Origin of the sequence: Geobacillus sp. BK01, assembly GCF_052220245.1 — a bacterium.
Lineage (GTDB): Bacteria > Bacillota > Bacilli > Bacillales > Anoxybacillaceae > Geobacillus.
Genome location: NZ_JBQPTH010000020.1, coordinates 15,090 through 36,041, shown reverse-complemented (window position 1 = coordinate 36,041; position 20,952 = coordinate 15,090). Strand labels below are relative to the sequence as shown.

22 protein-coding genes, 1 tRNA gene and 2 pseudogenes are annotated in these 20,952 nt (G+C 52.6%); 17 read left to right on the top strand and 8 right to left on the bottom strand.

Annotation, left to right across the window (positions count from 1 at the left end; genetic code table 11):
* Positions 1-121: 121 nt before the first annotated feature.
* Positions 122-1,363 (bottom strand): aminopeptidase, encoded by a 1,242-nt coding sequence (locus ACTVDO_RS14785; RefSeq protein ID WP_442901776.1) that lies wholly within the window; start codon positions 1,361-1,363, stop codon positions 122-124.
* A gap of 285 nt (positions 1,364-1,648) precedes the next feature.
* On the opposite strand from ACTVDO_RS14785, the gene ACTVDO_RS14780 reads away from it, so the two are divergent.
* Entirely contained in the window at positions 1,649-3,085 is a 1,437-nt protein-coding gene (locus ACTVDO_RS14780; RefSeq protein WP_442901775.1) for a sodium/proline symporter, read from the top strand.
* 154 nt (positions 3,086-3,239) lie between these two features.
* On the opposite strand, the gene ACTVDO_RS14775 is transcribed toward ACTVDO_RS14780, so the two are convergent.
* Positions 3,240-3,770, bottom strand: coding sequence for a diguanylate cyclase (locus ACTVDO_RS14775; RefSeq protein WP_158413368.1), 531 nt, complete (start codon positions 3,768-3,770; stop codon positions 3,240-3,242).
* Positions 3,737-4,018 carry a PAS domain-containing protein gene (locus ACTVDO_RS14770; RefSeq protein ID WP_158413367.1) on the bottom strand — a complete coding sequence of 94 codons (282 nt, stop codon included), beginning with the start codon at positions 4,016-4,018 and terminating at the stop codon, positions 3,737-3,739. The genes ACTVDO_RS14775 and ACTVDO_RS14770 overlap by 34 nt, the downstream gene beginning before the upstream one ends.
* Before the next feature lie 265 nt (positions 4,019-4,283).
* On the opposite strand from ACTVDO_RS14770, the gene ACTVDO_RS14765 reads away from it, so the two are divergent.
* From ACTVDO_RS14765 to ACTVDO_RS14740, 6 genes are all read left to right on the top strand, one after another.
* On the top strand, positions 4,284-4,805 hold the full coding sequence (locus tag ACTVDO_RS14765) for a DoxX family protein (RefSeq protein ID WP_442901774.1): 522 nt from the start codon (positions 4,284-4,286) through the stop codon (positions 4,803-4,805).
* Positions 4,806-5,324: 519 nt separating this feature from the next.
* Complete coding sequence (locus ACTVDO_RS14760; RefSeq protein WP_020960240.1) at positions 5,325-5,609, top strand: autorepressor SdpR family transcription factor; 285 nt, start codon at positions 5,325-5,327, stop codon at positions 5,607-5,609.
* Positions 5,596-6,243 (top strand): SdpI family protein, encoded by a 648-nt coding sequence (locus tag ACTVDO_RS14755; RefSeq protein ID WP_442901773.1) that lies wholly within the window; start codon positions 5,596-5,598, stop codon positions 6,241-6,243. The genes ACTVDO_RS14760 and ACTVDO_RS14755 overlap by 14 nt, the downstream gene beginning before the upstream one ends.
* A gap of 22 nt (positions 6,244-6,265) precedes the next feature.
* On the top strand, positions 6,266-7,048 hold the full coding sequence (locus ACTVDO_RS14750) for a YhfC family intramembrane metalloprotease (protein WP_442901772.1): 783 nt from the start codon (positions 6,266-6,268) through the stop codon (positions 7,046-7,048).
* Complete coding sequence (locus ACTVDO_RS14745) at positions 7,045-7,413, top strand: VOC family protein (protein ID WP_020960237.1); 369 nt, start codon at positions 7,045-7,047, stop codon at positions 7,411-7,413. The genes ACTVDO_RS14750 and ACTVDO_RS14745 overlap by 4 nt, the downstream gene beginning before the upstream one ends.
* Before the next feature lie 92 nt (positions 7,414-7,505).
* Entirely contained in the window at positions 7,506-7,643 is a 138-nt protein-coding gene (locus tag ACTVDO_RS14740) for a hypothetical protein (protein ID WP_020960236.1), read from the top strand.
* A gap of 48 nt (positions 7,644-7,691) precedes the next feature.
* On the opposite strand, the gene ACTVDO_RS14735 is transcribed toward ACTVDO_RS14740, so the two are convergent.
* Positions 7,692-7,874, bottom strand: a complete 183-nt coding sequence (locus ACTVDO_RS14735) for a small acid-soluble spore protein H (protein WP_442901771.1) — start codon at positions 7,872-7,874, stop codon at positions 7,692-7,694.
* A 207-nt stretch (positions 7,875-8,081) separates the two neighbouring features.
* Here ACTVDO_RS14735 and bioF point away from each other — a divergent pair, with 207 nt between their 5' ends.
* Entirely contained in the window at positions 8,082-9,254 is a 1,173-nt protein-coding gene (gene bioF, locus ACTVDO_RS14730; protein WP_442901770.1) for an 8-amino-7-oxononanoate synthase, read from the top strand.
* A 78-nt stretch (positions 9,255-9,332) separates the two neighbouring features.
* On the opposite strand, the gene ACTVDO_RS14725 is transcribed toward bioF, so the two are convergent.
* A tRNA-Pro gene (locus tag ACTVDO_RS14725) sits at positions 9,333-9,406 on the bottom strand.
* A 155-nt stretch (positions 9,407-9,561) separates the two neighbouring features.
* Positions 9,562-10,296, bottom strand: a complete 735-nt coding sequence (locus ACTVDO_RS14720) for an MBL fold metallo-hydrolase (RefSeq protein ID WP_442901769.1) — start codon at positions 10,294-10,296, stop codon at positions 9,562-9,564.
* 304 nt (positions 10,297-10,600) lie between these two features.
* On the opposite strand from ACTVDO_RS14720, the gene ACTVDO_RS14715 reads away from it, so the two are divergent.
* From ACTVDO_RS14715 to ACTVDO_RS14680, 8 genes are all read left to right on the top strand, one after another.
* Positions 10,601-11,176, top strand: coding sequence for a Uma2 family endonuclease (locus ACTVDO_RS14715; RefSeq protein WP_442901781.1), 576 nt, complete (start codon positions 10,601-10,603; stop codon positions 11,174-11,176).
* A 160-nt stretch (positions 11,177-11,336) separates the two neighbouring features.
* On the top strand, positions 11,337-12,266 hold the full coding sequence (glsA, locus tag ACTVDO_RS14710) for a glutaminase A (protein WP_442901780.1): 930 nt from the start codon (positions 11,337-11,339) through the stop codon (positions 12,264-12,266).
* Positions 12,267-12,279: 13 nt separating this feature from the next.
* The gene (locus ACTVDO_RS14705) at positions 12,280-12,684 is read left to right on the top strand and encodes a hypothetical protein (protein ID WP_020960230.1); all 405 of its coding nucleotides are present in this window, start codon (positions 12,280-12,282) and stop codon (positions 12,682-12,684) included.
* Between the two features lie 429 nt (positions 12,685-13,113).
* Positions 13,114-14,427, top strand: a complete 1,314-nt coding sequence (locus tag ACTVDO_RS14700; protein WP_442901768.1) for an ABC transporter substrate-binding protein — start codon at positions 13,114-13,116, stop codon at positions 14,425-14,427.
* Between the two features lie 159 nt (positions 14,428-14,586).
* A complete protein-coding gene (locus ACTVDO_RS14695; RefSeq protein WP_442901767.1) occupies positions 14,587-15,894 on the top strand; it encodes an ABC transporter permease subunit in 1,308 nt (435 codons plus the stop codon).
* Between the two features lie 13 nt (positions 15,895-15,907).
* Positions 15,908-16,735: a carbohydrate ABC transporter permease gene (locus ACTVDO_RS14690; RefSeq protein WP_442901766.1), complete on the top strand. Its 828-nt coding sequence runs from the start codon at positions 15,908-15,910 to the stop codon at positions 16,733-16,735.
* A 309-nt stretch (positions 16,736-17,044) separates the two neighbouring features.
* A complete protein-coding gene (locus ACTVDO_RS14685; protein WP_442901765.1) occupies positions 17,045-17,488 on the top strand; it encodes a MaoC/PaaZ C-terminal domain-containing protein in 444 nt (147 codons plus the stop codon).
* A gap of 219 nt (positions 17,489-17,707) precedes the next feature.
* Positions 17,708-19,003, top strand: coding sequence for an MFS transporter (locus ACTVDO_RS14680; protein WP_442901764.1), 1,296 nt, complete (start codon positions 17,708-17,710; stop codon positions 19,001-19,003).
* Positions 19,004-19,079: 76 nt separating this feature from the next.
* Here ACTVDO_RS14680 and ACTVDO_RS14675 read toward each other — a convergent pair.
* Both ACTVDO_RS14675 and ACTVDO_RS14670 read right to left on the bottom strand, forming a co-directional pair.
* A pseudogene (locus tag ACTVDO_RS14675) lies at positions 19,080-19,517 on the bottom strand (GNAT family N-acetyltransferase).
* Positions 19,518-19,538: 21 nt separating this feature from the next.
* Positions 19,539-19,640 (bottom strand): annotated as a pseudogene (locus tag ACTVDO_RS14670) (DUF4351 domain-containing protein); the annotation flags it as partial.
* A gap of 216 nt (positions 19,641-19,856) precedes the next feature.
* Between ACTVDO_RS14670 and ACTVDO_RS14665 the strand changes: the two are divergent.
* A complete protein-coding gene (locus ACTVDO_RS14665; protein WP_442901763.1) occupies positions 19,857-20,855 on the top strand; it encodes a LacI family DNA-binding transcriptional regulator in 999 nt (332 codons plus the stop codon).
* Positions 20,856-20,952 lie beyond the last annotated feature (97 nt).

Sequence of the window (20,952 nt, the reverse complement as noted above, 5' to 3'; positions counted from 1 at the left end):
TCCGGTGCGACACACCGGCGTTTTGAACGATCGATTTCAATAGGGGAAGGCTGTTTTCAAAGGCGGATTGAATCGCCTTGAAACAGCCTTGTTTTTTTGCTGTACTGCCGCAGAAAAAGAATTATTCAAGTTCAAACGCCCAGTTGCCGCTGCGGAAAATCGGTTCGCGTTGGCCGTCTTTTGTCACGCCGTCAATGTTCAGCTCAGCCGAGCCGATCATAAAGTCAACATGGACGAGGCTGTCGTTGACGCCGCGGCGGTCGAGCTCCTCTTTGGAAAGCGACGCGCCGTTTTCGATATTGGTCGGGTACGCCTTGCCGAGAGCGAGATGGCAGGCGGCGTTTTCGTCAAACAGCGTATTGTAAAAAATGAGGTTCGACAGCGACACCGGAGACTGGTGCGGGACGAGGGCGACTTCGCCGAGGCGGCGCGCTCCGTCATCGGTGTCAAGCAAATGTTTAAGCGTTTCGTATCCTTGTTCAGCGCTGAAGTCGACGACTTGACCGTCTTTGAATGTGAGCGTAAACCGATCGATCACGTTGCCGTTGTAGTTGAGCGGCTTCGTGTTGCGCACTGTGCCGTTGACGCCGTCTTTATGCGGCATCGTAAACACTTCTTCGGTCGGCATGTTCGGATTGAAGCGGATGCCGCTTTGGCTTGTCGCCGCGCCGCCGTGCCAGACGTGGCCGTCGACGAGTTCGATGGTCAAATGGGTGCCTGGCGCTTCGTACACAAGCTGCTTGTATTGTTTCGCGTTCAAGTGATCGACAATGCGGGCGAGCCGGTCGTTGTGCTCTTGCCAGGCGGCGATCGGGTCGTCTTGGTCGACGCGGACGATATGGAAAATCGCTTCCCACAACTTGTCAATCGCTTCCTTTTCGCTATGGCCGGCAAACACTTTTTGCGCCCATGCCGCTGTTGGGACGGAAATGAGCGACCAACAGTTTCGGTCGGCCATCACAGCGCTCCGATAGTTGGCGAGCGCCTGGGACGCCGTTTTATTTGCCGTTGCGATGCGCGCCGGGTCGACGTCCTTTAACAAGTCCGGATTGGGAGCGTAAATCGATAAAAAGGCCGCCCCTTGTTCCACAAGCTCTTCCATCGCTCTTGCCCGCCACATCGGGTATTCAGAAAACGCCTCGGTCGGGGCGTGCGTAAATTTGATGTATGTCAGCGCTTCGTCGTTCCATTCGACGTATACGTGCTTCGCTCCGGTTTCGTACGCGGTTTTGGCGATTTTGCGGACGAGCGGCGCCGCTTCGAGCGGGGCGTTGACGAACAGCGTCTGCCCGGGCTGGACGTTGACGCCGACTTTCACAGCCAGCTCGGCGTATTTTTGTAATTCGTTTTCCCAACGATCCACTTCGGTCACTCCTTTTTTTGGTGTCAAGTCCACTTTAATACAATATTGTTCCCTTTGGCAACTTTCATACAGTTCGGTTGCTGGAATAAATGACATACTCCGGTCATAAACGTAATAGTAAAAGAGAAGACAGCAGGAAGGGAAAACGATGGAACAGCAGCGCCGGCATTGTCGTCCTACACGATGGCAATGCCGGCTTTTTCTACAAAAGGGGGGATGGCGGGAAGAGAAGGAGAGCATGGAGCGATGGCGGCCAAGCGAATGATACAACAGGGAGGAGAAACGATGAATGGCATCATTTTGGCGGAGCTCGTCCTTTACTGTTTGGTCATGGCGGCGCTTGGATATCGGTATGGAAGAAAAGAGATGAGCCACTCTGACTTTTTGCTTGGCGGAAAAAAACTTCCCGGCTGGGCGCTCGCGTTTTCCGAGCGGGCGACAGGAGAATCGGCCTGGCTGTTGCTTGGCTACACTGGATTTGTGTTTGCGAGCGGCCTTTCTGCCATTTGGGTGGCCGTCGGCATTGTCATCGGCATCGTGTGCGCCTGGCTCTTTCTGGCCGATCGTTTCCGCCAAGAGGCGGAGCGGTACGGAGCGCTGACCTTGCCAAGCTATTTAGCCAAACGGTTCGGCGCCCATGGGCGGACGATTTTGTGGCTTTCGACGGTCCTTATTTTCAGTTTTATGATGTTTTACTTTAGCGCGCAAATTGCCGGAGCGGGCAAGACGCTGTTTACGGTGTTTCATATTGATCCGAAGCTTGGGATGGTCATCAGTGTGGCGATTGTTATCATGTTGTCGTATACCGGCGGCTTTGTCAGCGTCGTCTGGACGGATATGATTCAAAGTGTGCTCATGTTGGCGACGCTCGTGATTTTGCCCATTGTGGCGCTTTTGGAAATTTACAGCGGCGGCCTGTCCATCAGCGCAGCGCTTCATCAAGCCAAACCGGGCCTTGACTCATGGACGGGCGGGGCGGCTGGGTTTGCGCTCGGGCTATTGTTGTTTAACAATTTCGCCTGGTTTTTTGGCTACCTGGGCGGCCAGCCGCAACTAAGCGTCCGCTTCATGGCGTTAAAAGACGCCCGCGAAGCGAAAACGGCAAAGACGGTCGCCATTATCTGGACGCTGTTGGCGTATGGCGGCGCCTTTTTGATTGGTCTGGCGGCGGTCGCGCTTTACCAAAATCAATCTTTCGCCGATGTTGAAACGGTATTGCCGCACATGGCGCTCGATTTACTGCCGCCGTGGCTGGCGGGGCTGCTTTTGTCTGGCATTTTGGCGGCCATCGTGACGACAGCCGATTCCCAGCTGCTTGTGATCACCAGCTCCATTAGCGAAGATATTGTCCGTCGCTCGTTGCGCCTCCGCCTGTCGGAAAAGCAGCTTGTCGCGCTTTCCCGCGCGGTGGTGGTCGTGGCCGGGCTGCTTGGTTTGGTGCTGGCGATGACATCGGAATCGCTTGTGTATTTCATTGTCAGTTGGGCGTGGGCGGGAATCGGCTGCACGCTGTCGCCGGCGATTTTGCTTTCCTTCTTCTGGAAACGATATTCCGGCGTCGGCGTCATCGCAACGATCGTCGCCGGTTTTGTCAGCACGATTCTTTGGATTTCCTCGCCGCTTGAAGCCATCATTAGCTCACGGTTTGCGACATTTGCCATTGCGCTGGCGGCCGGGGTGCTGTTTAGCCTGTTGTTCCCTGATCGGCAGCAGGCGAGGTAGCCTGTCGGGCGGCTGATACGGATGCCTCCCCCGCGCGTCAGGGGGAGGCATCGCCGTCATGGCTGTTCGCTGTCGTCAAACATTGGTCCATGAGACTTTTCCGTAAAAACTTTTTGTCGCCATTGTATGCGCGCCTAGGAACAAGGAGAAAGATTCATTCACAAATGGGACAAGCTACTTCCGTCCGGTTGCGCCCGTTTTGCTTGGCTCGATAAAGCGCCTGATCGGCAAGGGAAAGAACGGTTTGCGCGCCTTCATTTGGTTGTGGGACGGTGACGGCGGCTCCGACGCTGACCGTAACAACACAAGCAGCGGGCGAGGAACCGTGCGGAATGGCGAGCCGCTCGACGTTTGCCCGTATGGCCTCGGCGGCTGCCGCTGCTTCGGACGGCGAAGTGCGCGGCAAAATGACGGCAAATTCCTCCCCACCATAGCGCGCCGCTGTCCCACCGTATTGTTCTGCCGTTTGTTTCAGCGACAAGGCGATTTGGCGCAAACAGTCGTCCCCACATTGATGACCGTACGTATCGTTGAACCGTTTGAACGCATCGATGTCGACCATCATGACGGCAAACGGCGCTTTATGCCGCTTCGCACGTTCCCACTCGTGGACGAGGCGCTCATCGAATGAACGGCGGTTGGCGATGCCGGTCAATCCGTCAAGCGACAGCATATGCTGTAGCAAATTTCCCCTTGCCATCGTCCCGTTTCGAGCAATGATGTCCATAATTGGGCGTAAAATGGTTTCCCGTGTTTCCCCGATTGCCAGAGGCGCGGTGTTTTTCCGAGCACATCGTCTTTGCTGTAGCCGGTGATGGCCGTAAACGCCCGATTGACAAAAAGAATGCAGGCGTCGGCATCGGTCACCATAATCCCTTGGCTCGTATGTTCGACAATTTGCTCGTACAAGTGATCCATTTGCCTTAATAACATGTTCTTTCTTTTCCCCTCCATTGAATCGTTCCTTTTCTCTAAAAATTAACATTGTTTATTTTATTTTCCGGTATAAGAGGCAAGACGTCAATCCTTTTTCCTGTGTAAAAAGACCTAATGTGATGAGAGGGATTGGACAGTCATGGTTTCGTCAAAACTTTTTGAATATATCGTGAAATGGTGAGCAACCTTGCTCCGCGAGGCGAAAAAACGATTAAGATAAAAGTGTAAGGAACATTTTCCAAAATGAAAGGAGAGAAACACGATGGTTGTCAAATGGCTGCGCGAACACGTCACGGCGTCGGCGTTGATGGTCGTCTTCCGCTTGTATTTAGGGTATGAATGGCTCATGGGAGGATGGGAGAAAATTACGCATGGCTTTGATGCGACCGGGTTTTTGAAAGGAGCGTTGACGAAGGCGACCGGCGAACATCCGGCCGTGCAAAGCTGGTGGGCGGCGTTTATCGAAAATGTGGCGCTGCCGAACGTCGGATTGTTCAACTTCCTCGTGCCGTGGGGCGAATTTCTCGTTGGGATCGCACTCATTCTCGGATTGTTTACAACATTTGCCGCCCTCATGGGAGCGGTGATGAACTTCGCCTTTATGTTCTCAGGCACGACGAGCACGAACCCGCAAATGGTGCTGCTGACGGTGTTCATTCTCGTTGCCGGGGCGAACGCGGGCCGCTACGGTTTGGACCGTTGGGTATTGCCGTATCTCCGTGAGCGGATGGGCAGCACGCATCGCCCGAATCATCCGCACCGTCCGGCTGCAGCGCACAAATGACGATAGCATACTGACCAAGCCTGCCGAATACCTCCTTTTCCCAACGGCCGCCCCTTCTCCGAATGGAAGGGGGCGGCCGTTTACCGTTTTTTCGGAAACGGAAGGAAAAACACGGATGAGTGCGGAAAAAGAATCATACGATGTACTGGCAGTACGTTTGAAATCGCGTACTTGATCCCGAATATGCGGGCCGGAACTGTATGTGTCTCGTAAAAGAGGCGGACTTTTGGCGCGATGCTGCACAGTCTTCGATAAGCCGGCAGCTATCAAACTAACACAGTAGGATGTTGAAAATCAGGAAGGACATTGACAGTCTGTTGGAAATCGCATATTCTTTAATTAGAAAGTTATCTAAATATCGAAAAACTCGTCTTATATTTAGATGATTTCTTAAATATCTAACTACAAACATGCCAAAAACAGACAGCGAAAAAACAGCGATGAATGAAAGGCCTCTTTTAGCGGCTCGTTTGACTTTTGCAGATGCATCCAAAACTCGTTCGCAAGGTGGGATTCCTGTTGTCATTCAACGAAGCGTTTAAAGCGATTGCCGACCCGACGCGCCGGAAAATTTTATCGTTGTTGCGAAAAGGGGATTTAACGGCAGGGGAAATCGCCTCGCATTTCGATATGCAAAAACCGAGCGTATCCCATCATTTGAAGGTGTTGAAACAGGCCGATTTAGTGCAAGACCGCCGCGACGGCCAACACATTTACTATTCGCTCAACACGACGGTGTTTCAAGATTTGCTTCGCTGGTTTTACGACTTTGTCGAAAAGGGGGAGAGACATGATGAAGAGTAACCGGCTTGCGGTCGCGCTCACTGTTTTCGCTTATGTCATCAGTTTGGCCGCCATTCCTTATTTGCCGGATCAAGTGGCCATTCACTGGAACGCAGCGGGTGAAGCCGACGGCTTCAGCAACAAATGGGTTGGCGCGTTTTTGCCGCCTTTATTGATGACAGGTCTCCTTATTTTTATGAAAGTATTGCCAAACCTTGATCCGAAAAAGGCCAACTACGGCCGGTTTCAAAAAAGCTACGGCATTGTCAATGCGGCGCTCGCCTGCTTTTTCTTGAGCCTGCATATCGTAACATTGGCGTACAATCTCGGGGTTCCGGTCGATGTTGGACGGCTTGCGCCGCTTGGCGTCGGGGTGCTGTTTATTGTGCTTGGAAACTACATGCCGAAAATCAAACATAATTATTTTATCGGCATCCGTACGCCGTGGACGTTAGAGAGCGAAACTGTTTGGAACAAGACGCACCGCCTTGGCGGCAAAGTGTTCATTGGAATGGGAGTGTTGTTGATGTTGACCGCGTTCTGGCGCGGGGACATCCAATTTGTTCTTTTGATGTTCGTCATAGTGTTTGGCAATTTGTATTTGATTGTCCAATCGTTTCTTTATTTTCGGAAAGAGCAGCGCAAACGTTCCTAAATAAGCGGAAGGGGGAGATCATATGGTCATGGCGGGCGCGGTGGCGCAGTTATGCATTTCGTTGTTCGTTCCCATCGGACTTGTATGGTACGGAAGGAAAAAAGGATGGCTTTCGTGGAAAGCGCTTGGCATCGGTGCGTTGATCTTTCTCGTTTTCTCGCAAGTGTTGGAAAAAGCGATTCACATCGCCGTACTCGAACCGGGACGCCCGGCGTTAAAAGGAACGGACAACGTTTGGCTTTTCGTTTTGTATGCGGCGCTCGCCGCCGGCGTGTTTGAAGAAATCGGCCGTTATGTCGGGTTTCGCTGGCTGTTGAAACAAAAACGCGCATATGGCGATGGGCTGTCATTCGGGCTTGGCCACGGCGGGACGGAAGCGATTTTGCTTGGCGTGTTTGGCGCCGTGAACACGATGGTGCTCATGAGCCTCATCCAAACAGGCGCTTTTGACAAAACGATCGCCCCATCGCTTCCGGCAGGACAGGCGGAGCTGATCAAGGAACAAGTGCTGCATACGCCGTTTGCGCTGTATGTCGTAGGCGGCTTGGAACGGCTGTTGGCGCTTGCGGTGCATGTCGCCTTGTCACTGCTCGTTTTGCTTGGGGTGCGCGAGCGGCAGTTCCGCTATGTCGTTTATGCCATCTTCATCCATGCGGCGATGGACGTGCTGCCGGCGCTCTACCAGGCGAAAGTCATCACGAACGTCTGGGCGGTCGAAGCGGTGCTGCTCGTTTGGGCGCTCGCGGCTGTTTTGTTCACCCGCCGTATAAAACGAGCATTCGAACAGGGAGGGAAGAAACGGTGATTCGCGTCAAACGGCTTGACCATGTGCAAATTTGCATTCCTGTTGGCGCCGAAGACGAAGCGCGCGCTTTTTACACCGGTGTGCTTGGTTTTCAAGAAATCGAAAAGCCCGAGTCGTTGAAGGCAAATGGCGGGATTTGGTATGAAGTCGGCGATATTCAACTTCATATTGGAGTAGAAAACCGAGACGGCTACAACAGCAAAAGCCACCCGGCCTTTGAAGTGGAAGATGTGGAAGCGGCGCGCCGCTATTTGGAAGAGCGAGGCGTCGCGACGCAAGACGAAAAACCGATCCCGGGGGTAAAGCGGTTTTCGTTTCGCGATCCGTTCCACAACCGGATCGAGCTGCTAGAAAAAATCAGGTGAAACCGTGCTTGAGGCGGGAAGGGCCGCTTTCCCCTTCGCGGTCGTAAACCCGTTTCATTCGGGGCATGCTAGGGGTGAAGGAGGGGATGGCGATGAAACGGAAACCGGACGACCAACGCGCCGGGCAGCCGGCCCACGCCGCCGACACTCGGACGGCAGGCCGGACAGCGATGAAGGAACAAACGGTGCAAGAGGCCTATAAGCAGCGGGAAGAGCTGACGGCCGATTAAATCAAAAAGCGGGAGAAAGGGCGATTCCTTTCTCTCGCTTTTTTGCGGTTAAGCATGCTCTTCTAAGCTGGCGACCGGCACGCTTTGCTTTTGGCTTGGGTTGTCAAGCGGGTGGATCGTCGCTACGCCTTTTTGCTGATCGACATGTTCGATGTAAATGCGCTGGCCGTTGTATGTGACGTTTGCCATCACCGGCGACAACGCGATTTCTTGCGCCCGACGGGCATCCATCTCGAGCACCTCCTTTTTGCCGATAACACGTATAGTATGACATGCCTGCGATTGGATTATGCATGTAGCTGAAGGTGGAAAATTGATAATTTCCAAAACAATGTGCGAAATAATCAGCTAACAAAATCGATTATCTTTTCCTAGCCGATTCGCATGTTTTAATGTAAACTGTTTTTTATAATAAGTTTACATAAAGGGGGGATGGGGATGAAAACCGAACTGACCGCGCAACTGCAAGAATGGGAACAAAAAGCGCAAAAGCGCCAGCTGCGCCGGGCAGAGGCGTCAGGCGCTTCGGTCATTCTAAACGGAAGGCGGATGTTGAATCTGGCATCCAACAATTATTTAGGATTGGCCGATGACAAGCGGCTTGTCGAAGCAGGCTGCGAGGCGATGCGTGTATATGGGGCTGGAGCAGGCGCATCGCGGCTCATCGTCGGCAACCATCCGCTCTATGAGCGGGCGGAAGCCGCATTGAAACAATGGAAAAAGACGGAAGCGGCGCTTATTTTCAACAGCGGCTATACGGCCAACATCGGCGTATTGACAGCGTTAGTCGGCCGCGATGATCTTGTTTTTAGTGACGAGTTGAACCATGCGAGCTTGATCGATGGCATCCGATTGAGCAAAGCCGCCTGTTTCCGCTATCGGCATAACGACATCGACCAGCTGGAGACGTTGTTGAAGCAATCTCCGCCCGGTAAGCGGAAATGGATCATTACCGATGCCGTTTTCAGCATGGACGGCGATATGGCGCCGCTCGAGGAGCTGGTTGAGCTGAAGCGTCGTTACCGCGCCGTTTTGGTCGTCGACGAAGCGCACAGCGGCGGCGTGTTCGGGCCAAACGGCGAAGGGTTGCTTCACCATGTCGGGCTTGAGAAGGAAGAGGATGTGATCGCCATCGGCACCTTCAGCAAAGCGCTCGGCAGCTTCGGCGCGTATGTAACGGGAGAGCCGTGGCTGGTCGACTATTTGATCAACAGCGCCCGCAGCCTAATTTTTACGACCGCCTTGCCGCCGGCGGTTCTCGCCGCCAATGAAGCCGCCATTCATATTGTCCAAGCGGAGCCAAAGCGGCGTGAGCGACTGCACGCCTTAAGCGAAACATTCCGCGCAAAATTGAAGCGGCTTGGGTTTGACATAAGCGGCAGCGAGACGCCGATCGTTCCGGTGATTGTCGGCCCGAACGATCGGGCGGTGGCCATGAGCGAGCTGCTGCAAGAAGCCGGCATCGCGGCTGTCGCCATCCGGCCGCCGACCGTCCGTGAGGGAACGGCGCGCATTCGCTTTTCCCTCACCGCTGCGATGACGGAAGAAGACATTGAGATGGCCGTTGACTGCATCGCTTTGGCAGGAAAGCAGATCGGATTGATTTCATAGGGGAAAACAGCATCACGATGAGGGAAGGCGTGAAAGAAGAAAAAACCAGCCGGGCGTTTTGCCGGCTGGTTTTTTCGATCGGGATGACAGGATTTGAACCTGCGACCCCACGCACCCCATGCGTGTGCTCTACCAAGCTGAGCTACATCCCGAAATGGTTTGTCAGACATACTTCATTATACAAGAAAAACGGGATAAGATCAATGGCTAATTTTTCAGGAAACCAGAAGAAGGATGCCGTTGTCGGCATCCCCGATGTTAACAAAAGAGAAGGCTTCGTCTGTCAGGGCTGTGCCGCCGAATGAGGTTATGCCATCGATGAAACAATTCGCTCCAATTGTTTGCGAATATCGCCGCGGCATGCTCCGCCGTGGTAACAGACGACCGTCTCGATGTCAAAGTCAAGCAATTTTCGGACAGAGCGCATGGCTTCGTCCATATCGGGCGTGAAGGCCGGATTCGGCCCGTAAAGCCGCCCGTCTTCGGCGGTGAGGGCGTCGCCGGCGATCAACAGGCGGTGTTTCGGCGAATACAGGCTGATATGCCCTGGTGTATGTCCAGGCGTTTCGATGACCGTGATGCCGCCATACGGGAGCACGCAGCCGTCTGTCACCGTTTCATCAACGGGTGCTTTCGGCAGGCGGGCGGCAAGCTGTTTCATCGCGTCAGGCAGCGAAGCCCATCGTTCAGGAGGCATTTGGTTGCGGTCGAATTTCAAAATCGTTTTTTCGCCTTCAATGTACGGTTTCTCGATCGGATGGGCGTAGACGCGAACGCGATGGGACAACGCCTGCTTGATTTCCGGCAGGCTGCCGATATGGTCGATGTCTTGGTGGGTGATGATGACGGCCTGCAATGTTTCCGGGTCAATGCCGACTTTTGTCATGGCGTTTTGAATCGGCTCCCATTGCCCCGGTGTGCCGGTATCGATGAGCACCGTTCCTTGTTCACCGGCAATGACAACCGGGTGGTACATGCTCTCCCTGCCGAATGATTGCACCCGCAGTTCCAACATCATGACGCCTTGGGCGATTTGCATCATTTCATCTCCTTATGAACGTGTTTTTCTCTATCCGCCGGTTCCATGCTTTTGCCATAGAGGATTCGCCCCCCCATTATACGACAAAGCATGCAAGATGTCCCGCAAAGAACTCGTGATGGGAGCGGGGCGAACTGTTGAGGAGCTTGGGAAAATCAACTCGCCTTGCATGCTCCTCACCTCTTTCTCATTATACTTGAAACCGTTCTCCCTTGCCTACAACAGGTTGTTGAGAAAAAAGAAAGCGCTAGGTTGCCGGGCAGCGTTCAAGTATACTAAAAAGAAAAGAGGAAAGGAGGCTGTTTTGCTGCCGATGCCGGAAAAAGGGCAGCCGTTCACCTATGCGCAATACATGATGCTCGACGAAGATGTACGCTATGAGGTCATTGACGGCCAAGTCTTCAACATGTCTCCCGCTCCGACGCCGAAACATCAGGCCGTGCAACGTGAATTGTTGGTCGAGTTTGCGGCCTATTTGCGGGGGAAAGAATGCACCGTATTTGGCGCTCCGATCGACGTTTGTTTGGCGGAGAGGGATGATCCGGAACAAATTCGCGAATGGGTTGAGCCGGATCTTGTCGTTGTCTGCGACAAAAGCAACATTCGCGAAAAACGAATTGTTGGCGTGCCGGATCTCGTTGTGGAGATTATTTCAAAATCAACGGTGCACAAGGACAAAATTGTGAAATTTCACCGTTACGAGCGGGCAGGGGTGAAAGAATATTGGATTGTCGATCCGGTGAATGAGACGATGGATGTCTATGTGCTCGAAGAAGGGAGATTCCGCCACCAAGGGATGTATGTCCGCGATGATACGATTCCTGTCCGTCTGTTTCCCGGATTTGCGATCGAATTAAAAAACGTATTTGCCGAAGAAGAATAAGAAAAACGGCTGCTGTTCAAACCGCATGCTCCCCTTGTTCGTTTGTCGCGGGCGGATCCATCAGGCGGGGGGCAAGAGGCTGCCTGCGGGGGAATCGATGGCTGTTTGCCACACACTTGGGCATAGAAAAGGAAAAAACAGGCGATACTAACGATCGGTGATGCCTGTGTACAGTCAAGAAGAATTGGTCCGCTTTGTCGAAGAAGCGAAACAGTACGCCCGCTATGGAAAAGTAGCCGATTACATTCCCGCCCTGGGCAAGGCCGATCCGAATGAACTGTCGATCGCTGTATACACCCCGGACGGCAAGGTGGCGAGCGCCGGAGATGTGACGGTGAAAGTGACGCTGCAAAGCATCTCGAAAATCATCACGCTTGCCCTTGTCTTAATCGACCGCGGCGAAGACGAGGTGTTCCGGAAAGTCGGCATGGAGCCGACAGGCGACCCGTTCAACTCGATCGCGAAGCTCGAAGAAGTGCAGCCGGCCAAGCCGCTCAATCCGATGATCAACGCGGGGGCGCTGGCGGTGACGCATATGATCCGCGGCCGATCGGTCGAAGAGCGGCTTGAGCGGCTCTTAGCGTTCGTCCGCCGCCTCGCGGGCAACGAACAGATCGCGTATTCGGAGGAAGTGGCCCGGTCCGAGTTTGAGACGGCGTTTTTGAACCGTTCCCTTTGTTATTTTTTAAAGCAGCATCGTATCATTGATGAAGATGTCGAAGAGCTGATGGATTTGTACACGAAGCAGTGCGCCATCGAAATGACGTGCATCGACTTAGCGCGCATCGGCTTGGTGTTCGCGCTTGACGGGCGCGATCCGCATTCGGGCGAGCGGCTCATGCCGCTTGATGTCGCCCGCATTTGCAAAACGTTTATGGTCACGTGCGGCATGTACAACGCATCCGGCGAATTTGCGATTAAAATCGGCATCCCGGCGAAAAGCGGCGTCTCAGGCGGCATTCTCGCCGCCGTCCCGGGCCGGTGCGGCATAGGCATTTTCGGCCCGGCGCTTGACGACAAAGGAAACAGCCTGACCGGAGTCAAGCTGCTCGAGCGGTTGGCGAGAACGTATTCATTAAGCATTTTTTAAGGAGGAGACGAACATGAAAACGTTTACTGTCCAATTCCATCGTGAAGACGACGTCGAAGCGATGAACGTCGGCAAACTGAGCCAAGATGAGTTCGATAAGGCGACCGAAGGCGGGACGCGGCATTTGTTTGACCTTGACACCAATATCGGTTATTTCGTCTTTTTCGATGCCGAGGACAACGAAGGCAACGTATCGTACTTAATGCTTCAGTATGAAGAAGACAACGAAGACCCAAGCGCGTGCTACAGCTTTGAGCTGAAAGACTTTTACGAATTTATGGCGCTCTACTTAAACGACCTTGAATTCGCTGACGAAGAAGAAATGACAGAAGACGGCGAGGAAGAATACGGACCGATCCACCATCTGGCGCATTTGCTTTACCATATCGTTGAGGAAGGGAAGACGGTGGAAGTGTGAGAGAGGGATCCCGGGCGAAACAGCCTGGGATTCTTTGTTTATGAATTAAAAAAAGATTTTGGCTCTTGACGACAGAAATAGAGCCGATGTAAGATGGTTTTGTAATCGATTACATACATAAGTTTGCGAAAAAATTGCGCAAGGTGTCGATTTCTAGACAAGTTCCGCGAGTTGAACAGGGATGCCAAAGGCCTGTTTTTCAGAGGAATTATTCTTCTTAACGCGGAAGGAGCGGGGAGAAGCAAAACTATGAGCGGTTTGATGTAATCGATTACAGAAAGACGGAGCAGACAAGCAACAAAGGATGCCTAACGTGCAACTGCATAATCGTTCTGTTTAGGAGGTGATTGGGCCGCGGCAGCATCGAAGTGTTCGGTTCTGTTTGTTTTTGACTATACAACAAACATAGAATAGGGGGATGGATAAGAAATGAAAAAGTCGTTTCAATCATCAGCAGTTTTGTTAGCGCTTACTTTAGGGCTTGCGGCGTGCTCTGGCGGCCAAAGCGCCAGCGATGCGGGTCAAGACAGCAAAAAAGAAGAAGGGAAAACGAGCCAATCCGAAAAAGTGAAAATTGTCTACGCCCGCGGCCAAGATTCGACGAAAGCGACCGAGAAAATCATCGAAGCGTTCGAGAAAACGCATCCAAACATTGATGTCGAGTTGCGCGAAATGCCGGCCGACACCGGGAAGCAACATGATGCGTATGTCACGATGTTAAATGCGCAATCGTCGGAAATCGATGTCATGGATCTCGACGTCATTTGGCCGGCGGAGTTCGCCCAGGCAGGCTATACGCTGCCGCTCGACCGCTTTATTGAGAAAGACGGCATTGACTTAAGCAAATACAACCAAGGGGCGCTTGCGGCAGGCAACTTTAATGGCAAGCAATGGGCAATGCCAAAATTTATTGACACCGGTATGCTGTTTTATCGCACCGACCTCGTGCCTGAGGAGAAAGTGCCAAAAACATGGGATGAATTGTTAGAGACGGCAAAAGAGCTGAAAGGAAAAGGCGGCATGAAGTTCGGTTATTTGATGCAGGCCAAGCAGTATGAGGGGCTCGTCTGCAACGCGGTAGAATTTATCGCTTCGTACGGAGGGAAAATTGTCGACGAAAACGGCAACGTCGTCGTCAACAGTCCCGAAGCTATTAAAGGTTTGAAAAAAATGGTCGAAATCGTTCAATCGGATGTCGTGCCGAGCAACGTGACAACGTTTATGGAACCCGAATCCCATACTGCGTTCATTGAAGGGCAGTCGCCGTTTATCCGCAACTGGCCGTACCAATACGCTTTAGCCAACGATCAAGAGCAATCGAAAATCGTCGGCAAAGTCGGCGTCGCGCCGCTTCCAGCTGGCGACAAAGGATCGGCTGCCGCGCTGGGCGGCTGGATGACCGCCATTAACAAATACTCGAAACATCCGAAAGAAGCATGGGAGTTCGTCAAATTTATGACCGGGCCGGAAGGGCAAAAAATCTCGGCGATTTATGGCGGTTTGGCGCCGACATTGCCTGAGTTGTTCGAGGATGAGGAAGTGTTGAAAGCGAATCCGTTCTTTGCGGAAGAAGGGTTTGTCAACGCCTTGAATGCGGCCGTGCCGCGTCCGGTCGTGCCGAACTATCCGGAAATCTCGGAAATTATCCAAATTAATGTGTCGAAAGCACTAGCCGGAGAGCTGACCGTCGAGCAAGCGGTAGCGAATATGGAAAAAGAGATGAAGGCGGCAATGAACAAATAAAAGGGCTCCGTTAGCACGGTGCAGCCCAGCAGAGGTTGGAAAAAAGAGAACGAGAGAACACCATGCGTTTTCAGCGATTCCGTGTATTAGCCTTCAGGCCGCTCCTGGCCGGTTCTGAAGGCTAATGCCTTTTTACCAAAGGGAAGGGGGAAGGCGGCGATGAGGAATGAAAAGCGAATGGAACGGATTTTAGGTTATTCGCTCGTCGCGCCGGCCATGCTGCTCATTTTGGCGATCGCCATTTGGCCGGTCATTCAATCGTTTTATTACAGCCTGTTCGACTATCGGCTCAATGATCCGACGAAATCGTCGATTCATTTAAACTACAGTTTAGATTTAGAGCGGTATTTGCAAAACTATCCGTTTTTGCAAGGCGCTCTGAAACAAGAAATCGCTGCGGCAGATGGGCAAACGAAAGAAGTGCTCAGCCAAGTACAAGAAAAGTTAGAGAAAATGGATGCGGCCATCCGCGCCGACGCGCAAGTGGCGAAACAATATGACCGGGTGAATGAAGCGCTGGACAACTTTGAATCTCCGAGCGAAGAACTGAAAATTGCTGAATTGGACAAACAGACGGCTGAACAATTGACGGCCACGGTTCGCGATGTTCTCCAAACATTGAAACAGGTCAGGAAAGACACGGAGCTGAAGCAGCCTGATAAGGTTGTCGGGCTTGCCGAAGGGCTTAAGGGCGTCGTCATCGAGCCGAATTTTATTGGATTAAAGCATTATAAAGACAATTTCAGCGATCCGCGTTTATGGAAAGCGTTATGGAATACGACATTTTTTACCGTTGTGTCAGTTGCTGTTGAGCTCGTACTCGGATTGGCGATCGCGTTGCTTATTAATAAGGCGTTTGTTGGCCGCGGGCTCGTCCGGGCGACGATTTTGATCCCGTGGGCCATTCCGACGGCTGTATCCGCGCTCATGTGGAAATTTTTATACGATGGGCAAAACGGAATTGTCGCCAAATATTTTGAAACGATCGGCCTTGTGGATCGGATGGGGGATTTGTTGACGACAGAAGCAGGGGCAATGTTTGCCGTTATTTTTGCCGACGTTTGGAAAACGACGCCGTATATGGCCTTGTTGTTGCTGGCTGGCCTGCAAACGATTCCTAATTCACTATATGAAGCCGCTTCGATTGATGGAGCGACAAAATGGCAACAATTTACCAAAGTGACGTTGCCGCTGCTGCGCTCGAGCATTTTAGTGGCGCTTTTGTTCCGGACGTTGGATGCATTTCGCGTCTTTGACCTGATTTTCGTGTTAACCGGCGGAGGCCCGGCAAACTCGACAGAAACAATTTCCATCCTGGCATACAAAGTCATGTTCTCGCAGACGAATTTCGGCAGCGGCTCGGCGTTGGCCGTTATCGTATTTCTCTGCGTAGCCATCATTTCGATGATTTATATTAAGTGGCTTGGGAAGGATTTGCTGTCTGACAGCGCGAGTGTGAAACGATAAGCGAGGTGGGATCATGACGAAAAAAGCGGGTCCGCTCTTTTACGTGTTTTTAGCTCTGTTTGTTTTCTTTGTGATGTTTCCGTTTTTATGGGTGCTTCTCAGCTCTGTAAAGCCGCTGAGCGAGCTGTTTGGGGAAAAGGCGTTCGATTGGTTTACGAGCCATCCGACGTTGAAGTCCTATATATCCGTATTTGTGAATTATCCGTTTTTGCGCTATTTATGGAACAGCACGGTCGTCGCGACTGTGACGACGGTGTATACGGTATTCGTCGCCGCGTTTGCGGCCTATGCGATTGCACGCTTGGAGTTTAAGGGCAAGACCGTCATTCTCGGCCTGGTGCTTGCGGTATCGATGTTTCCGCAAATCGCAACCATTTCCCCTATCTATATGTTTGTGAAAAAGTTTGATTTAACAAACAGCTATTTAGGGTTAATTATTCCGTATACGACGTTTGCCTTGCCATTGTCGATTTGGCTGCTCGTCACCTTTTTCCGCAAAATTCCGTTTGACTTGGAAGAAGCGGCAAAAATGGACGGGGCGACGCCGATGCAGACGTATTTTAAAATCATTTTGCCGCTTGCAGTGCCTGGCGTGTTTACGACATCCATTCTTGTATTTATCGCCGCATGGAACGAATTTTTATTTGCCTTGACGATCAACACAGCGGAAAAATACAAAACCGTCCCGGTCGGCATCGCCATGTTTCAAGGACAATATACGATCCCATGGGGCGAAATTTCCGCGGCGACGGTCGTGGTTACGATCCCGCTTGTGATCATGGTGCTGTTGTTCCAACGCCGCATCGTATCTGGACTCACGTCCGGTTCTGTTAAGGAATAATCAAACGAAGCAGCGAGAAGGGTGCCTGCCGCAAAGGGCATCCTTTTGTGTTGACAGGACGATTTGGAAATACAAAAACCGTACATGAATCGTTCTATCCCCCGCTTGTCGTTCATATGCTAATGACAGGCGTTGGACAGAAAGGACGCAGCCTTTCGCAGCTTTTGAAGTCCAGTTAGTGCCAGTCGTCTTTTGGATTCTTTGTTCTGAAAATTTACACTATTTGGAACAATGGGCATGTCCCTGCATGGGCGGAAAGGGGGTGGGAGCAGGCGGGTTGTTCCAATCTTGCGCAAGGAGGTGAGAGGAGTGCGTTTTGACCGCCCTTTTGAAGGATATGCCGTAGGCGAGCGCCATCGTTCGCGCGGGCGGACGGTGACGGAAGCTGATATTGTGCGATTTGCCGGCGTTTCCGGCGATTTTTATCCGCTCCATCTCGACCGCGAGTACGCACGGCAGACGCGGTTTGGCGAACGGATCGCCCACGGGATGTTAACGCTGTCCGCGGCGACCGGGTTGTGGGTGATGGAGCCGGGGTGTGTGCTCGCCTTTTACGGCATCGATGCGCTCCGTTTCGTCCGTCCAGTGAAAATCGGCGATACGATTTACGTGGAATCGGAAGTGAAGAAGCTGACGGAACGGGGCGAGGAAGCCGGACTCGTGACCGTGCATCAACAAATCGTCAACCAGCATGGGGAAACGGCTGTCGATGCGATCGTGCATGTTCTCGTGGCGCGGGAAGGGGGCCGCTAGGCGGTCGGTGAACGTCCTTTCCAAACCAAAGGCTAGAAGAAAGCAGGATGGATGAGTTTTCCACAGTCGGCAGCTGGCGCAGGTGCAGTGTTGGTTTGGAAGCTGGTCAGAGGGTTATTTTGGAAGCGCTAACAAGCCGGGTGATTAGCGGCTGAGGCCGCTTCCGCTATCATTCATCCATTTTTCGATCGGTTGATTATGGCGAAAGGAGTGTTGGCAGTGGCAACAACGATGATCGATGCCGCCGAATTGAAACGGCAAAAAAGGCGGGCGGCGATTTCGAGCGTGGTCGGCACGACGATTGAGTGGTATGACTTCTTCCTTTATGGGACGATGGCTGCGCTCATTTTTCCGCAACTGTTTTTCCCGCAAAGCGATCCGTACGTGGCCCTTATGCAGTCGTTTACGACGTTTGCCTTAGGGTTTGTTGCGCGGCCGGTCGGGGCGGCCATTTTCGGCCATTTCGGCGACCGCATTGGACGGAAGGCAACATTGGTGGCCACCTTGCTGTTGATGGGGCTGGCGACGGCGTTGATCGGCTTGATGCCGACGTATGAACAAATTGGATTATGGGCGCCGGTGTTGGTAACCGTTCTTCGCCTCATTCAAGGCATCGGGGTCGGCGGGGAATGGGGCGGCGCCATATTGATTGCGATGGAATGGGAAGAAGGCAAGCGGCGCGGGTTGATGGCCTCGCTGCCGCAAATGGGTGTGCCGTTTGGACTGTTGTCGTCTTCCCTTGTCACGACGCTCATGTTGGCGGTTGGCGGCGACAGCTTTTACGCATGGGGCTGGCGCATTCCGTTTCTCGTCAGCTTTCTGCTCATTGTCATCGGGTTGTACATCCGGCTGAAAGTGTTGGAGTCGCCGCTGTTCCAAGAGGCGATCGCCAAACAAGAAACAAGCAAAATGCCGGTTGGCGAAGTGCTGGCCAAACACCCGCGGGAAATCATTTGGTCGGCGCTGGCGCGGGTGATTGAAAACGGGTCGTTCTATATTTTTGTCACGTTTATCGTCAGCTATGGGACGACGTTTTTGAAAATGGAAAAAAGCATTTTCGTCAATGCGACGATTATCGCCGCGGTGATCAATGCACTTTCCATTGTGTATTCCGGCCATTTATCCGACCGGTGGGGGCGCCGCCGCGTTTACATGACGGGCACGATTTTGCTGATGCTTTGGGCGTTCCCGTATTATTGGCTCGTCAATACGAAAAGCGTCGCCCTGATTCTTCTGGCGACGATTGTCGCCATGGTGTTCCACGGCATGCTGTATGGCCCGCAGGCGGCCATGATCGCAGAAAACTTCCCGACGCGCCTGCGCTACAGCGGCGCTTCGCTCGGCTACCAGCTGGCGGCCATCATCGCCGGCGGCCCGGCCCCGCTCATCAGCACGTGGCTGCTGCACACATACGGCAGCGCGACCGCGATTTCGTTCTACATCGTGGTCATGGGATTGATTTCGCTCGTCGGGGTTAAAATGCTTCAAGACCGTGCGCGCCAGGCGATTGATTAATCGGACTGAACTCCATGATGGGCGCCTTTGCGTTCGGGCAAAGGCGCTTCTTCCTGTCGCCTGCTAAGGATGCCCCTTACACGTTCATGCTCATGATCATGGTTTTCTGCTTGAATCCGAATGTTTCATACCGTTTCATCGCTTGATTCCCTGCATATACACGCAAACGAACCTCTGAATATCCATCCTGTTTCAGATGTTCGATGGCGGTTTCGATTAACTTCTTTGCAATTCCCTTTCCCCTGAATTCTTCCAAAACGAACAACTCGTAGATGAATCCATATATTTTCTCAGTAAGCGGGTCTTAGCTTGCCCCGATTAACATCCACCCCATGAGCTGATCGTCCTCTGTTGCGATCAAATAATAGCCCCCTTTCTGCAATAATGGTTCAATCAGTTGTTTGACTTTTTCATCTGACGGTTTTGCCTCGCCTAATGTGCCTTCGAATAATGCTTGGGGTGTGAGTGATAAAATCTTTTTGTATTCCGAATCGTTTGGTTTTCTAATTTCCATGGAGTTCTCCTCTCCCAACTATCGCACCAACATGCGCAAAAACTCTTTTTTCAACTCGACCTTCTCACTTTCAGTATACCTTATTTTGCCAAGAAGGGAAGCCGCCATCGGATTGTCATGCCGACACAGCAACTCCATCCGATCGAGTGTTTATGGAAATGGGGGAAAGATACGGTGACAACGCCTTTCACAAGAATTGCTGCGGGATCCTTCAAGTCATTCAACGGCCCATCGCATTCAGGAACGCGCGAAGGACAAGAAAAACAACGCTTGACAATCGCCCTGTCTTTCCTGTACGATGGTAATGTAATCGATTACATAACCGAGAGGATTGCACCGATGGCAAGCATAAAAGATGTAGCGAAACGGGCCAACGTATCGACAGCGACTGTATCGCGCGTATTGCGCAACGCCGGCAATGTCACCGAGGAGACGAAACGGCGCGTGCTTGAGGCAATTGAAGCGCTCAACTATCAGCCGAACGTGCTCGGCCGGTATTTGCGGCGGATGGAAACTGAGACGGTGCTCGTCGTTGTGCCCGATATTACGAACCCATTTTTCTCGAAAGTGCTGCGCGGCATTGAAGCGGTTGCCCGTGAGCACGGTTATCAAGTGCTGCTTGGCGATACGCAAAACGATGCGCAGCTTGAGGAGCAATATTTGAACGTATTGCCGCAGCGGCAAGTCGACGGGATGATTTTTTTGACCGCCCGCATCCGCAAAGAGCTGATGGAAGAGATGGCGCGCCAGTTTCCGATCGTCTTGGCGTGCGAGTATCTCGAAGGGACGGATATCCCGACCGTGTCCATTGACAACATCAGCAGCGCCCGCAAGGCGACAGAGCATTTGATCCGCCTTGGCCATCGCCGCATCGCCCACTTGTCCGGGCCGATAGACGTAATTCTCAGCCGCGACCGGCTGCGCGGTTATTATCAGGCGTTGGCGCAGCACAACATTGACGTTGACGCCGCGCTCGTGCAGGAAGGCGATTTTTCCTACGAGTCTGGATACAACTTAACGTTGAAACTGCTCGCCTTTGAGCAACCGCCGACGGCCATTTTCGCCGCCAATGATGAGATGGCGATCGGGGCGGTTAAAGCCATTCGCCACCGCGGGAGGCGCGTTCCCGATGACATAGCGGTCGTCGGGTTTGACGACATCCAAATGGCCTCGATTTTTGAACCGAGCCTCACGACGATCGCCCAGCCGATGTTTGAGATCGGCCAAAGAGCGATGGAGCTGTTGCTTCAATTGATTGAAGGAAATGACGTCGAACGTCGCCAGTTTGTATTGCCTGACCGGCTGGTGATCCGCGAGTCGTGCGGGGGGAAGCGCTAGGGGCTATGGAGGCGCTTCTTCCCGGCGGCGGGGGCAGAGGAATCTTTTTTGTTGTCTGATGTAATCGATTACATCAAGCAACGACAGAAACGTAAAT